This window comes from Streptomyces sp. NPDC045701, assembly GCF_056432045.1.
Genome location: NZ_JBWKJV010000025.1, coordinates 1 through 14,223, shown reverse-complemented (window position 1 = coordinate 14,223; position 14,223 = coordinate 1). Strand labels below are relative to the sequence as shown.

General features: G+C 74.0%; 13 protein-coding genes. 4 read left to right on the top strand and 9 right to left on the bottom strand.

Annotated elements, in window-relative coordinates; translation table 11 throughout:
* Positions 1 to 50 precede the first annotated feature (50 nt).
* From AC07DW_RS23440 to AC07DW_RS23430, 3 genes are read left to right on the top strand one after another with little or no spacing between them, the layout of a single operon-like run.
* Positions 51 to 812: a DeoR/GlpR family DNA-binding transcription regulator gene (locus AC07DW_RS23440; protein WP_336321412.1), complete on the top strand. Its 762-nt coding sequence runs from the start codon at positions 51 to 53 to the stop codon at positions 810 to 812.
* On the top strand, positions 809 to 1,762 hold the full coding sequence (gene pfkB, locus AC07DW_RS23435; protein WP_478859628.1) for a 1-phosphofructokinase: 954 nt from the start codon (positions 809 to 811) through the stop codon (positions 1,760 to 1,762). The genes AC07DW_RS23440 and pfkB overlap by 4 nt, the downstream gene beginning before the upstream one ends.
* Positions 1,759 to 3,906 (top strand): PTS fructose transporter subunit IIABC, encoded by a 2,148-nt coding sequence (locus AC07DW_RS23430; RefSeq protein WP_478859627.1) that lies wholly within the window; start codon positions 1,759 to 1,761, stop codon positions 3,904 to 3,906. The genes pfkB and AC07DW_RS23430 overlap by 4 nt, the downstream gene beginning before the upstream one ends.
* Before the next feature lie 49 nt (positions 3,907 to 3,955).
* On the opposite strand, the gene AC07DW_RS23425 is transcribed toward AC07DW_RS23430, so the two are convergent.
* The 3 genes from AC07DW_RS23425 to AC07DW_RS23415 form a co-directional block, all read right to left on the bottom strand.
* Entirely contained in the window at positions 3,956 to 4,681 is a 726-nt protein-coding gene (locus tag AC07DW_RS23425; protein WP_478859687.1) for a DUF6227 family protein, read from the bottom strand.
* Positions 4,682 to 4,855: 174 nt separating this feature from the next.
* Positions 4,856 to 5,884 (bottom strand): P1 family peptidase, encoded by a 1,029-nt coding sequence (locus tag AC07DW_RS23420; protein WP_478859626.1) that lies wholly within the window; start codon positions 5,882 to 5,884, stop codon positions 4,856 to 4,858.
* On the bottom strand, positions 5,881 to 7,062 hold the full coding sequence (locus AC07DW_RS23415; protein WP_478859625.1) for a low temperature requirement protein A: 1,182 nt from the start codon (positions 7,060 to 7,062) through the stop codon (positions 5,881 to 5,883). Before AC07DW_RS23415 ends, AC07DW_RS23420 begins: the two co-directional genes overlap by 4 nt.
* A gap of 552 nt (positions 7,063 to 7,614) precedes the next feature.
* On the opposite strand from AC07DW_RS23415, the gene AC07DW_RS23410 reads away from it, so the two are divergent.
* The gene (locus AC07DW_RS23410) at positions 7,615 to 7,941 is read left to right on the top strand and encodes a hypothetical protein (RefSeq protein ID WP_478859624.1); all 327 of its coding nucleotides are present in this window, start codon (positions 7,615 to 7,617) and stop codon (positions 7,939 to 7,941) included.
* A gap of 10 nt (positions 7,942 to 7,951) precedes the next feature.
* Here the strand turns inward: AC07DW_RS23410 and AC07DW_RS23405 are convergent, their stop codons facing one another.
* The 6 genes from AC07DW_RS23405 to AC07DW_RS23380 all read right to left on the bottom strand — a co-directional run bounded on the left by AC07DW_RS23405 (position 7,952) and on the right by AC07DW_RS23380 (position 13,991).
* Positions 7,952 to 8,467: a large conductance mechanosensitive channel protein MscL gene (locus AC07DW_RS23405; RefSeq protein ID WP_478859623.1), complete on the bottom strand. Its 516-nt coding sequence runs from the start codon at positions 8,465 to 8,467 to the stop codon at positions 7,952 to 7,954.
* Between the two features lie 93 nt (positions 8,468 to 8,560).
* A complete protein-coding gene (locus AC07DW_RS23400; protein ID WP_478859622.1) occupies positions 8,561 to 9,055 on the bottom strand; it encodes a hypothetical protein in 495 nt (164 codons plus the stop codon).
* Between the two features lie 474 nt (positions 9,056 to 9,529).
* Positions 9,530 to 10,426, bottom strand: coding sequence for an S-methyl-5'-thioadenosine phosphorylase (locus tag AC07DW_RS23395; protein WP_478859621.1), 897 nt, complete (start codon positions 10,424 to 10,426; stop codon positions 9,530 to 9,532).
* Positions 10,427 to 10,501: 75 nt separating this feature from the next.
* Positions 10,502 to 10,831, bottom strand: coding sequence for an FmdB family zinc ribbon protein (locus AC07DW_RS23390; protein ID WP_478859620.1), 330 nt, complete (start codon positions 10,829 to 10,831; stop codon positions 10,502 to 10,504).
* A 68-nt stretch (positions 10,832 to 10,899) separates the two neighbouring features.
* Positions 10,900 to 12,195, bottom strand: a complete 1,296-nt coding sequence (locus tag AC07DW_RS23385; RefSeq protein WP_478859619.1) for an MFS transporter — start codon at positions 12,193 to 12,195, stop codon at positions 10,900 to 10,902.
* Positions 12,196 to 12,488: 293 nt separating this feature from the next.
* Entirely contained in the window at positions 12,489 to 13,991 is a 1,503-nt protein-coding gene (locus tag AC07DW_RS23380; protein WP_478859686.1) for a potassium/proton antiporter, read from the bottom strand.
* Between the last annotated feature and the right edge of the window lie 232 nt (positions 13,992 to 14,223).

The window sequence follows — 14,223 nt, the reverse complement described above, 5'->3', positions numbered from 1 at the left end:
AGCCTGCTGGTGAAACCACAATTTCGGGCATCGATCGGACGTAAAACCACATGTACGCACCGGAGCGCCAGCAGCTGATCCTGCGCCTCGCCCGTGAGGGCGGCCGGGTCGACGTGCTGTCCCTCGCCGAGCAGCTCCAGGTCACCGCCGAGACGATCCGGCGCGACCTCAAGGCCCTGGACCGTGCCGGACTCGTCCGCCGGGTGCACGGCGGCGCCATTCCGGCCGGGCGGCTCGACTTCGAGCCCGACCTCGCCGAGCGCGAGTCCACCGCGGCCGACGAGAAGGACCGCATCGCGCGGGCCGCGCTCGCCGAGCTGCCCGAGGACGGCAGCGTCATCCTCGATGCCGGGTCCACCGTGGGCCGGGTGGCGGCCGGGCTGCCCCCGGAGTGCTCGCTCACCGTCGTCACCCACGCCCTGCCCGTCGCCTTCCGCCTCGCCGACCACCCCGGGATCTCCCTCCACCTGGTCGGCGGACGCGTCCGGCACCGCACGCGCGCCGCCGTGGACGCGTGGGCGCTGCGGGCGTACGCCGAGGTCCGCGCCGACGTCCTGCTCCTCGGCGCCAACGGGTTCTCCGCCGAGCGCGGGCTCACGACCCCGGACCTCGCCGAGGCCGCCGTGAAGCGAGCCATGATCGGCGCCGCCCGGCGCGTGGTGCTGCTCGCCGACTCGGCCAAGCACGCCGAGGAGCACTTCGCCCGCTTCGGCGACCTCGCCGACGTGGACCTGCTCATCACCGACACCGGGCTGGGCGCCGAACGAGCGGCGGCCATCGAGGCGGCCGGTACGGAGGTCGTACGCGCGTGATCCTCACCGTCACCCCCAACCCGTCCCTGGACCGGACCTACGAGGTCCCGGCCCTCACCCGTGGCGACGTGCTGCGCGCCACCGCCGAGCGCGTGGACCCCGGCGGCAAGGGCGTCAACGTCTCCCGGGCCGTGGCCGCGGCCGGGCATCGCACCGTCGCCGTCGTACCGCTGGGCGGCACCCCCGGCGCGCTCGTCGCCGAACTGCTGGCCGACGAGGGCATCGTGGTGGCGCCCGTCCCGCTGAAGGGCCACACCCGCTCCAACATCGCGGTCGCCGAACCGGACGGCACGCTCACGAAGATCAACGCACCGGGCCCCCGGCTGACCCCGGGGGAGTCGGAGGCGATCCTCGCGGCGGTAGGCGCCCACGCGCCCACCGCCGACTGGGTCGCCTGCTGCGGCAGCCTGCCGCGCGGCCTCGGCCCCGCCTGGTACGCCGACCTCGTCACCCGCGCGCACGGGTACGGCTCGCGGATCGCCCTGGACGCCTCGGGCCCCTCGCTCCTCGCCGGGCTGCGCGCCCGCCCCGACGTGGTCAAGCCCAACGCCGAGGAACTCGCCGAAGCGGTCGGCCGCCCCCTCGCCACCGTGGGCGACGCGCTCAAGGCGGCGGAGGAACTGCGCGGCGCGGGCGCCGGGGCGGTGCTGGCCAGCCTGGGCGCGGACGGCCAACTGCTGGTCTGCGAGGCCGGCGCCTTCTACGGGTACGCCGCCGTCGACGCCGTACGCAGCAACGTCGGCGCCGGCGACGCCTCCCTGGCGGGCTTCCTCGCCGCGGGCGGCGAGGGCCCGGACGCCCTGGCGGCGGCCGTGGCGCACGGCGCGGCGGCCGTGCGGCTGCCGGGCAGCGAGATGCCCACACCGTCCGACCTCGACCCGGCGGCGGTCACCGTGACCGCCGACGTACCCCTCGACCGATACCTGAGCGAACAAGGGAGCCCGCGATGAGCGACATGATCACCGCGGACCTGGTCGACCTCGACCTGGCCGCGAACACCAAGGAAGAAGCGGCCCGTTCGCTCGCCGAGCGCCTGGTGCGGCTCGGCCGGGTGACCGACCTGGACGGCTTCCTGGCCGACGTGGCGGCGCGCGAGGCGCAGATGCCGACCGGCCTGGACGGCGGCATCGGCATCCCGCACTGCCGCAGCGCGCACGTCACGGAGCCCACGCTCGCCTTCGGCCGCTCGGTCCCCGGTATCGACTTCGGCGCCCCCGACGGCCCGGCGGACCTCATCTTCCTGATCGCCGCCCCGGCGGGCGCGGACGACGCCCACCTGACGATCCTCTCGTCCCTGGCCCGCCGCCTGATGGACGCCGGGTTCACGACGGCCCTCCGCACGACCACCTCGCCGGTCGCCGCCGCCGCCCTGATCCGGGGCGACGCCCCGGACCCGGCGCCTGCCCCGGCGGCGTCGACCGCTCCGGAGGCGTCGGGCCCCGAGGCGTCGGGTTCCGCGGTGGCGGAAGGCGCCGAGGGGTCGGGTTCCGCGGTGGCCGACGCGCCGGCGGCCCCCGCGGCTGCGGCACCCTCCCCGGCTCCGGCCCCCTCGGCGCCTTCCGCCGACGCGGACGGCCCTGCCGCGGTGACCTCCGAGGGCGCCCCGGCCGCACGGTTCCGGGTCGTGGCCGTCACGTCCTGCCCCACCGGCATCGCGCACACCTACATGGCTGCCGAGTCCCTGGAGAACGCCGGCCGGGACGCCGGGGTCGAGCTGGTCGTCGAGACGCAGGGCTCCGCCGGGTTCACCCGGCTCGACCCCGGCGTCATCGCCGCCGCCGACGGCGTGATCTTCGCCCATGACGTCCCCGTGCGGGAGAAGGAGCGGTTCGCCGGGAAGCCCACGGTCGACGTCGGCGTCAAGGCGGGCATCAACCGGGCCCCGGAACTGATCGCCGAGCTCCGCGACAGGGCCGCGCGCGGTGAGGCCACCGGCCCGGCGGCCCCCAAGAACCCGGTCGACGACGCGGGCGAGCCCGGCGACGGCTACGGCACCAGACTCCGTACCTGGCTCATGTCCGGCGTGAGCTACATGGTCCCGTTCGTCGCCGCGGGCGGCCTCCTCATCGCCCTCGGGTTCGCCATCGGCGGCTACGCCGTCAACAAGGCACCGTCCGTCGCCGAGCACTTCGCCTGGGGCCAGGCCGACAGCTGGGCCGCGCTGCTGTTCCAGACGGGCGCCCTGGCGTTCGGCTTCCTGGTCCCGGTACTCGCCGGCTACATCGCGTACGGCATGGCCGACCGGCCGGGCCTCGTTCCCGGCTTCGTCGGCGGTGCCGTCGCCCTCACCATCGACGCGGGGTTCCTCGGCGGCCTGGCCGCCGGCCTGATCGCGGGCGCGGTGGTGCGGGCCGTCCAGCGGGTCAGGGTGCCCGCAGCGCTCCGCGGCATCATGCCCGTCGTCGTCATCCCCCTCGTCTCGTCGGCGATCGTCGGCTTCCTGATGTTCCTGGTGATCGGCAAGCCGATCGCGTCGCTCCAGAGCGCGCTGACCGACTGGCTGTCCGGCCTGTCCGGCGCCAACGCGGTCGCCCTGGGCGTGATCCTCGGCCTGATGATGTGCTTCGACCTGGGCGGCCCGCTCAACAAGGTCGCCTACGCCTTCGCCATCGGCGGGCTCACCAACCCCAACGAGGGGTCGCTGAAGGTCATGGCCGCCGTGATGGCCGCCGGCATGGTCCCGCCCCTGGCGATGGCCCTGGCCACCCTGGTGCGTGGCAAGCTGTTCACCAAGGCCGAGCGGGAGAACGGCAAGGCGGCCTGGGTGCTCGGCGCCTCGTTCATCACCGAGGGCGCGATCCCCTTCGCCGCCGCCGACCCGCTGCGGGTCATCCCGTCGGCGATGGCGGGCGGCGCGGTCACCGGCGCCCTGTCCATGCTCTTCGAGTGCACCCTGCGCGCCCCGCACGGCGGGATCTGGGTCGTCCCGCTGATCGGCAACCCGGCGCTGTACCTGGTCGCGATCCTCGCCGGAACCCTGGTGAGCGCCGCCCTGGTGATCCTGCTCAAGGGCCGTACCCGCCGGGCGCCGTCCGCCGGACCGGTGGACGGCGAACCGGGGGAGACCCACGAGAAGGTCACCGTCGCGGCCTGACGACCCCGGGCCGGCCGGTCCCGGCGCACCGCCGCCCCCGGCCCACCCGTCAGCGCACGCGCCCCCGTACCCGCGCGCGGAGCTCCATGGCTTCGCGCGCGGTGTGCTCGTCCTCGTACACCTCGCACATGTGCCGGCCGTCCGGCGTCGCCGTGTGCTCCACCTCCCAGACGCTCATCTCGCTGCCGTCCATCAGCAGGAACGCGTGCTCGTACAGCGTGAACCCGGCGTCCTTGCCGGCCACCGCGCACTGCCGGCCGAAGACCTGCTTGATGTGGTGTGCGAACGCTCCCCGCAGCCGCGCCGCCACCGCCTCGCCCGGCCGGTCGGCGTTCTCCGCGCGGCGCAGCACCCGGCGCGCGTGGTCCGCCGAGTGGTCCGGCTCGTACACCACCGGGGCCGGGGCCACCGGCCGGGTCAGTAACGCGCCCAGCAGCTCCAGGTCCGCGTCGAGGTCGACGTCCAGGTCGCCCTCCGGATCGGGCAGGCCGACCGGCACACGGGAGGCGGCGAGCCGTACGTCGGTCTCGTCCGCGTACAGCTCGTGCTGCTCCCGGCCGTCCCGCCCGGTGTTGTGCACCAGCTCCCACAGCGTCAGCGACGAGCCGTCGGCGAGCAGGTACGTGTGCCGGTACGTCACCCGGTGGAGCGCCGCGCTGTGGTGCGACGAGTGCAGCGAACTGGCGTGCGCCAGCGCGGAGTCCAGTCGCTCGACCAGCGCGTCGGGCAGGTCGAAGGAGTTGAGCGCCCGCCCCAGGAGGCGCTCGACGTGCATCTCGGTCGTCTCGTCGTTCGGAACGTTCAAGAGGGGTCTCCAGGCCGTCGCCGCGTGTCACTCGATGCTTGCTTAAGGTAGTGCCTGGGTCTGACAACGCGTCCGACTTCCACAAAACGAGGGGCGCGCGGCCCGGGTTCCCGCGCGCCCCGCCCGACTCCCGTCCGCACCGCCTCAGTCGAGCCGGTACAGGTCGCGGTACGCGGGGAAGGCGCCGCCCGGCCCCGACACCGACGCCGCCGCCCGTACCGCGCGGACGATCGCCCTGGTCACGACGGTGGCCCCGGCCGACAGCAGCTCGTTCAGCGCCAACGGCCCGTCGGTGTCCGGGAGCGGGCGCGCACCCGTCGCGAGCGTGAACACGGTGTCGCCGTCGTTGAGCAGGTGCACCGGCCGAACGGCGCGCGCGATGCCGTCGTGCGCCGTCCCCGCCAGCTTCTGCGCCTGCGCGCGGGTCAGCTCCGCGTCCGTACCGACCACCGCGAGCGTGGTGTTCAGCGGCGGCCAGTCGTTGCGCTCCAGCGCCTCGGCCAGCCGCCGTGCCGCCGCCGCGTGCACCTCCGGGCTCGGGAGCTCGACCGGCCCGTCCCCGTACGCCCCGTACAGCGCGCCGGTCAGCGGGTCGACCGCCGAGCCCACCGCGTTGGCCACGACCAGCGCGCCGACGGTGATCCCGGACGACAGGACCGTACTGGCCGTACCGACCCCGCCCTTCATCCCGCCGATCACCGCCCCGGTCCCGGCGCCGACGGAACCGCACTCCACGGGGGCGCCCGGACCGGTCGCGTCCGCCGCCCCCACCGCCGCGCGTCCGGTCGAGGCGTCCGGGCGCGCCTTCCAGTCGCCGCCCCGCCCCAGGTCGAACACGCAGGCCGCCGGGACCACCGGCACCACCTGCGACGGGTCGGGGCCCACCCGCACGCCGCGGCCGCGCTCCTCCAGCCAGGCCATCACCCCGGCCGCCGCCTCCAGCCCGTACGCGCTGCCGCCCGTGAGGACGACCGCCTCGATCCGCTGGACCAGGTTGCGAGGGTCGAGCGCGTCGGTCTCCCGGGTCCCGGGCCCGCCGCCCCGGACGTCCACGGCGGCGACCGCCCCGCCCTCGGGCGCGAGGACCACCGTGGTGCCGCTGAGGGCGTTGTCCCCCGGTACGCGCGCGTGGCCGACCCGCAGGCCGGCCACGTCCGTCAGTGCGTCAGTCATCCCCCCTGCGTACCACGCTCCGTACGGGTGGTGAGCGCGACTCCGGCCACGACGGCCGCCGCCGCGACGAGCCCGGCCGCGAGGACGCCCCAGCGCCCCGCGAACGTGCACACCAGGATTCCGAGCGCGGCGCACGGCAGCACCAGCTGCTGCGCGATCCCGAACTTGAAGTGGCGCGAGTGCAGCGTCCACACCACCAGCAGGAACAGCGCCGCCGGGAGCGTCACCGAGGCCGCCGCCGCGGTCGCCGACAGGCGCGCCTTGCCGACCGCCTGCTCGACCGCGACCTCGATGCCCGCGCCGATCGCCGCCGCCGACGCCTGGATCAGGTAGTGGCCGTAGCCCCACAGGAACGCCTGCCGATTGGACAGCAGCCGCTGGTGGGCCGGGACGACGAAGTAGATCCACCAGGCCGCGAAGATCAGCAACAGTCCGCCGGCCGCGATCGGCAGCAGGTCGCCCAGCGCGTCGTTGTCCTCGACGCCCGTCTTCACGGCGACGGTCGCCGCTGCGATGGTCTCGCCGAGCACGATGATGGTGAACAGCCCGTACCGCTCGGCGATGTGGTGCGGGTGCCAGCCGGACGCGTAGTCCCGCTCGGCGAGCGGCGGTACGGCGAGCTCGGCCACCACCATGACCAGGAAGACCCACGGGCGGGCCCCTTCGGGCGCCAGCACCAGCGCCGTCCACCCCACCTGGCACAGCGTCACCCCGGCCGCGTACCGCAGCGCCATGGTCCGCTCGGCGCCGGTCGCGGCCCGTGCGGCGCGGAGCCACTGCGAGGCGAGGGCGAGCCGCATCACCACGTACCCGAGCCACACGAGGAGGAAGTCCTGCTCCTCGAAGGCCCGGGACACCCCGGCGGCCAGGATCAGGACGCCGGCGATCTGGACGAGGGTCACGACCCGGTACAGGGCGTCGTCGTTGTCGTACGCCGAGGCGAACCAGGTGAAGTTCATCCACGCCCACCAGATGGCGAAGAACACCATGGCGTACCGGGCGATGCCGTCCCCGGCATGCCCTTCGGCGACGGCGTGCACCAGCTGGACGCCCGCTTGGGCGACCGCCACGACGAAGCACAGGTCGAAGAAGAGCTCCAGGGGCGTGGCGGCGCGGTGCGTCTCGTCGCGGCTGCGCGAGAGCAGGGGCCGCAGGGGCGTACGGGGAGGGGAGGTCATCCCACCAGAACAGCAGAGCCGCCGCCGCCGGGCGCCATCAGTGGGAAGCGGTGACCCCCGAAGTCCCCACAACGGGCGAACCGCCGGCTGTGCCCCTACGGTGGTCGCGTGACCGAGCCCACCGACCCTCCGCCCCGGCCCGACGCCCCCGCGCCGGCGGACCCGGCCCCAGCCGACCCGCCCGCGCCCGGAGGGGACCCGGCCCCCCGCGAGGCCCCCGCCCCCACGGGCGAGCCCGGGCCGGGTGCTCCACCCGCCCCGACCGGCGACCCGGAGGGTGACCCCGGCCTCAGCACCCCGCCCACCCCCACGGACGATCCGGCGCACCCCGCGCGGGCGCCGCGCGGGGCCACCGCCCCCACGGGGGAGCCGGGGCCGGGCACCCCACCGGTGACGGACCGGTCGCCGGCACCGGCCGGCGACCGGAGCGGTCCGCGAAACCGCCGGCCCGCCTGACCCCCGCGCGACGTGGTGGTGCTGCCGTTCCTCGTCGTCCCGGGGCTGTGTTCGCACCACCCCGACGGCCGCCGAGAACCGGCGTACGCTGGGGGGATGAGGACCGCCCCCGCCCCCGGACCGCGTGATGCGAAGACCGCATCGGCGCCGGAGGAAGAGAAGAACCCGCAGAATGTGAGTCCGAACATTTCGAAGAACACGCAAGGCCCGGACAGCGGGGACGCGGACCGCCACAACGGTCCGGACAGCCCCCGTGCCCCGGCCGGTCCCAGGAAGAGGACACCGGCGCTGATCTTCGACGATCCGCTGGACCAGCCGTCCGCGGACGATACGGACCGTGGGTGGGGTGAGCGGCCTCCGGGCGGCGACAGCGCCGCCGACCTCGCGCGCTTCCTGGACGAGAAGCCGCCGCACCACCTCTGAGCCGACGTGCTCACGGGGCGTCGCGCCCGGCTCCCCGCTGGGCGACGAGGGCGTCCCGGATGTCCTTCAGAAGCTCCAGCTCCGTGACCTCCAGCATCTCCTCCACGCCCTGCCTCTCCCGCCGCAGGGCCGCCCGGCGGGCCAAGTACCGGGCCATCGGCAGCACCATCAGGAAGTAGACGACGGCCGCGGTGATCAGGAAGCTGAGCGTGGCACTGAGGACCGAGCCCCACAGGATCGCGACGCCCTGGACGACCTCGCCGCTTGCGTTCACCTGGCACGGGCTCTTCAGGCAGGACCGGTAACTCTCCAGGTTCTTGGTGCCGAACGCGCCGACGACCGGGCTGATCACTCCTTTGACGATCGCGTTCACGATGTTGGTGAAGGCGGCGCCGATCACCACCGCGACCGCCAGGTCGATCACGTTTCCGCGCAGCAGGAAGGCCTTGAAGCCCTCCAGCAGGTTCTGGTTCTTCTCCTGGCTCACCACGGTGCCCTTCGTCGCATGTGCAGTTGGCTGAGCCATTACGCCGCGCACCGGTCATAACCGTCCAATCCGTACACACGGACAGGTGACGAGAGGGGCTCGTCGAACGGCGGCCGACCGCCCCGGGGCGGCTCAGCACAGCGTCACCGCCAGACGGGACGTCGTCCCCGCTCCGGCCAGTCCGGCGGCGACGGCCCGCGGGACGGACAGCACCACGAGCGCGCCCCCGTCCGGCGAGCCGCCCTGCTCAAGCGGCACCTTCTCGACACGAGCGCCCCGGGCCACCACGCGGGCACCGCCCTCACCGTCCGCCGCCGACGGGACCGGCGACGCGATCACGTCGACGCGGTCGCCGGGCCGCAGCAGTCGTACCGTCGCACCGTCGGCGATCCGGACCGGGGCGGCCACCATCTCGACCGGTCCCCGCTCGGGAGTCGCGGCGGCCTGCGGGCGGTCCGCCTCGGCGGGCCCGCGGGACCCCGGGGCGGAGGCCGCCAGCGCCGCCGCCGTCATGGCGAGCCCCGCCGCCATCGCACGCCGCCGCCGTCGCACGGCCCGGCGCAACCGGTGCCGACCGCCCCGCACCCGCACCGGCGCGAACTGCGGCACGCCATGCGTCTCGGGCACCGGCAGCGCGGTCCCTCGCGCGGCCGGGAAGCCGGACGGGGGAGTGGTGGGGAGGGAGGCGGAGGGCGGGAGGGGGGAGGACGGCGAAGAGGAGGACGGGAAAGCGGGAGAGGGTGAGGAGGAACGGGACGTCATGGCAACCACCGCCTGCCTGAGGGACCGGGACCGGGTATCAGCTGCGCCGGCTGTCCGGCGACGCCCTCACGATCCCGCGCCCGCCCCGATCCCGCTCGGGCCTGTGGACAACCCCCGCGATGGGGAAACCCCCGTCACCCGCCGGAGTGCCGGACACCGGTGAACCCGCCGATGAGCCCGCCTCGCCCGGCGCACTCGCCCGAGCGCGCCCACCCGCACCCCTCCGCCCCGGCGTTCGCCACCGCACCCGCCGGCCACCCGACCACCGTCGCGGCCGGACGGTCACGGCCGGGCGGTCACGGCCGGGCGGTCACGGCCGGGCGGTCACGGCCCGGGCGGTCACGGCAGTTCGATGCCCAGGTCCCATCCGTCGTGGGCATGGGTGCACAGGCACGAGCGGCTGTCCGTCTCGGGCAGCCCGGCGACCGCGTCGAACAGCACCTCGCGCAGACGGCCCACGTTCTCGCCGAAGACCCGCAGCACCTCGGTGTGCGAGACGCCCTCGCCGGTCTCGGCGCCCGCGTCCAGGTCCGTCACCAGCGCCATCGACGTGTAGCAGAGACCCAGCTCGCGCGCGAGGTACGCCTCGGGGTGCCCGGTCATGCCGACCACCGACCAGCCCATCGCGGCGTGCCACCGCGACTCGGCGCGCGTGGAGAAGCGGGGGCCCTCCACGACGACCATCGTCCCGCCGTCCACCGCCTCCCAGCCCCGCCCGTGCGCCGCGGCGAGGGCCACCTTGCGCCCGTCGGGGCAGTACGGGTCGGCGAACGAGGTGTGCACCACGTTCGGCACGGTCCCGTCGGGCAGCGGCTCCCCGTCGAAGTACGTCTGGGTGCGGCTCTTCGTCCGGTCCACCAGCTGGTCCGGCACCAGCAGCGTGCCGGGCCCGTACTCGGGACGCAGGCCGCCCACCGCGCACGGCCCGAGGACCTGGCGCACGCCCACCGAGCGCAGGGCCCACAGGTTGGCCCGGTAGTTGATGCGGTGGGGCGGCAGGTGGTGGCCGCGGCCGTGCCGGGGCAGGAAGACCACCCGGCGGCCGGCCAGCTCGCCGAAGAACAGCGAGTCGCTCGGGCTGCCGTACGGGGTGGTCACTCGAACCTCGGTGACGTCCTCCAGGAAGGAGTAGAAGCCGGAGCCGCCGATGACGCCGATGTCCGCGCGGAGCCCGTCACCGTTGTCCTCACGGTCACCGTCGCCCGCGCCGTTGCCTGCCTTCGTTGCGTTCGCCATGCGGCTCACCCTAGCCGTGCCCGGATACGCCGAGGACCCCGCCGTGGGAGACGGCAGGGTCCGGGGAGAGCCGGGTCAGGCGGCGGAGCTGGAGCTTCCGGCCGCGCTGGACGTGGCGGGCTTGGAGTCCGACGAGGAGGAGCCCGAGGCGGAGCTCGGCGCGGAGCCGGACGAGCTCGTCGAGGCCGAGGAGCCCGACTTCGACGCGGGCGAGCTGCTCGACGACGCGCCACGGCTGTCGTTGCGGTAGAAGCCGGAGCCCTTGAAGACAATGCCGACGGCCGAGAACACCTTCTTCAGGCGTCCCTGGCAGTTCGGGCACTCGGTCAGGGCGTCATCGGTGAACTTCTGCACCGCCTCGAGGCCCTCGCCGCACTCGGTGCACTGGTACTGGTAGGTCGGCACTTGTCTTCCTCCTGGCACTCTCACTCATTGAGTGCTAACGACTGTCCATACTGACGTATTCCGCGGGATCAGTCCACCGTCACCGGTACGCGGTGACCGACGCCACGTGCCACGGTCCGGGTGGCCGGACGCGGCGCGAGCCTCGACCGGAGCGCCACCAGGGTGGCCAGCGCCATGGCCGTACCGGCCAGCGGGACCAGGAAACCGGTGCTCGCGCCGTACCCGTCCGCGAGCCGCCCGGCCACCGTCACGGCGACCGCCTGGCCCAGTGCCACGGCGCCCGTCAGCCAGGTGAACGCCTCGGTGCGGGCGGACGCCGGGACCAGCGACTCGACCAGCGTGTAGCCGCTGATCAGGGCCGGGGCGATGCACAGGCCGACGACCAGGCCGAGCGCGCCGAGCAGCACCGCGGAGTGCGCGGACCACAGCAGCGACGCGGCGATGGTCAGACCGGTGTAGCCGAGGACCAGCCGGCGGCGGGGGCCGGACTTCCAGGCGATGGCGCCGACGGCGATGCCGGCCAGCATGTTGCCCGCGGCGAAGAGCCCGTACAGCAGGCCGTTCATGCCCGGCCGGCCGATCTCCTCGGTGAACGCGGTGAGCGAGACCTGCATACCGCCGAAGACGGAACCGATGCCGAGGAAGGCGATCGCGAGGACCCGTACGCCGGGCACCGACAGGGCGGAGACGCGCTCCGCGCGCGTGTCGTCGGCGGACAGGCCGTACGCGGGCTGGGTGCGGCGCTGGGCGGCGAAGAGCAGGCCGCCGGCCAGCGTCAGCGTCGCCTCGGCGATCAGGCCGGCCGCCGGGTGGACACCGGTGCACAGCGCGGTGGCGAGGACGGGGCCGACCACGAACGTGAACTCGTCCGTCACGGACTCGAAGGCCGCCGCCGTCGACATCAGCGGCGAACCCTCCAGCTTGGCGGCCCACCGGGACCGCACCATGGGCCCGACCTGGGGTACCGAGGCGCCGGTCGGCACCGCCGCCGCGAACAGGGCCCACAGGGGGGCGCCCGCCAGCGCGAGCGCCGTCAGGGCCGACACCGAGACGGTGTGCAGCAGGACGCCGGGGACCAGGACGGCGCGCTGGCCGAAGCGGTCGGCGAGCTTGCCGGTCTGCGGCGCGAACAGGGCCATGGAGACGCCGGTGAACGCGGCGACGGCGCCGGCGCTGCCGTACGAACCGGTGGTGTGCTGCACCAGCAGGACGATGCCGATGGTCAGCATCGCGAAGGGCTGCCGCGCGGCGAATCCGGGGAGCAGGAACGTCCACGCGCCAGGTGTGCGCAGGAGCTGTCCGTAGCCGGGACGCCGAGCGCTGTCCGGGGTGGTGACCGTGGCTGTGTCTACAGCGGAGGGCACGGCCCGTGCCTTTCTGCCGCCTGGTAGCGCTCCCCTGGGTGTCGGGAGCCGCCGAGAGCTGTCCTCTTGCGCGGAACTGCGGTAGATGCCGGGCTCCACAGCGGGGGAGCGTCACGGCCGCCATACGGTCGCGCCAGCTCTGCGTCAGGCAGAGTTGGTCGATCAATGTGCCTTCATGATACAGGGCGGATCCGGTGGGGTGGCTGTGAAATGGCCGATACGGCGATCCCTCACCTCCGATTAACCGGACGTTCATCTTCCGATTCGCCTGCCCGGGCCGGGGCGGCGCCCCGTCACCGCCTGCCGTCCCCGCCCGTGCCCAGCCAGCCGGCCAGCTTGCCGCCCTGGCCCACCGCCCGCAGGCGCCGCTCGGCGGCGTCCCGGACCGGGTCCGTGGCCACCACCAGCAGCTCGTCGCCGCGCCGCAGGACGGTCGTCGGCGACGGCACGAAGCTCCGGTCGTCCCGTACGACGAGGGTGACGGCCGCCCCCTGGGGCAGCCGCAGCTCCGCGACCTCCACGCCGTGCATCCGGGACCCCTTCGGGATGGCCACCGACAGCAGGTGTCCGCGCAGCCGCTCCAGCGGGGCCGACTCGACACCCAGGTCGGCGGCCCCGGACGAGTCGCCCAGCCGCAGCGCCCTGGCGAGCCAGGGCAGGGTCGGGCCCTGCACCAGCGTGTAGACGACGACGAGCACGAAGACGATGTTGAAGACCTTCTCGCTGCCCTCGATCCCGGACACCATGGGGATGGTGGCCAGGATGATGGGCACCGCGCCCCGCAGCCCCGCCCAGGACATCAGGGTCTGCTCCTGCCAGGGGACGCGGAAGGGCAGCAGGCTCAGGAAGACGGAGAGCGGCCGGGCCACCGCCGTCAGGATCAGCCCGACCATCACCGCCGGCCAGAAGTCGTCGATCAGCTCGTGCGGGGTCACCAGCAGGCCGAGCAGGACGAACATGCCGATCTGGGCGATCCAGCCCAGGCCCTCGGCGAAGCCGCGGTTGGCGGGCGCGTGCGGCAGCTTGGCGTTGCCCAGGATCACCGAGGCCAGGTAGACCGCGAGGAAGCCGCTGCCGTGCGCCATGGCGCCGGCCGCGTACGCCACCACGGCGATGGCCATCACGGCGATCGGGTACAGGCCGGAGGCGGGCAGGGCCACGTGCCGCAGTCCGAACGAGCCCACGAAGCCGACCAGCAGGCCGATGGCCGCGCCGATGGCCAGCTCCAGCGCGATCGTGCCGAGCAGCGTGTACCAGCTGTCCACCGGGCCGGTCGTGGAGAAGGCCACCACCAGGATCACGACGGGGGCGTCGTTGAAACCGGACTCGGCCTCCAGGGTGCCCGTCACGCGCGAGGGGAGCGGCACCTTGCGCAGGACGGAGAAGACGGCGGCGGCGTCCGTCGAGGAGACGACCGCGCCGATGATCAGAGCCTGCCGCCACTCCAGGCCCACCCAGTAGTGCGCCGCCGCGGCCGTGACTCCCACGCTCACCGCGACGCCGACGGTCGACAGGACGGCCGCCATCGGCAACGCGGGTTTGATCTCCTTCCACTTGGTTCCCAGGCCACCCTCGGCCAGGATCACCACAAGCGCGGCATAGCCGATCACCTGGGTCAGTTCGGCATTGTCGAAGTGGACGTTGCCGATCCCGTCCTGCCCGATGGCGATCCCGATCCCGAGGTACAGCAGCAGGCTGGGAAGCCCGCTCCGGGAGGAGATCCGCACCGCCGCGACGGCGACGAGCAGCACGAGCGAGCAGATGAACAGGAGTTCGTTGAGCTGGTGGACAGTCAGTGGGCCGACCCTTTCCTCACGTGCGCGCCGGATCCTTCCAGCAGCGGTACTTCGTTACCTTACCTAATCATTAACGCTTCCTTGATGCCGGGTCCCGGGCCCGTGGCGTCCGCGAAGGGTCCCCGGGAGGGGGCTCCTTACGACCTTGGGGGAAATTGAGGTCGGGCCGTCTTGGCCTGGTGGTTCGGCTGGTGGGTGATCAGCAGGCCGTCGTGCGGACGAGGACCAGTTC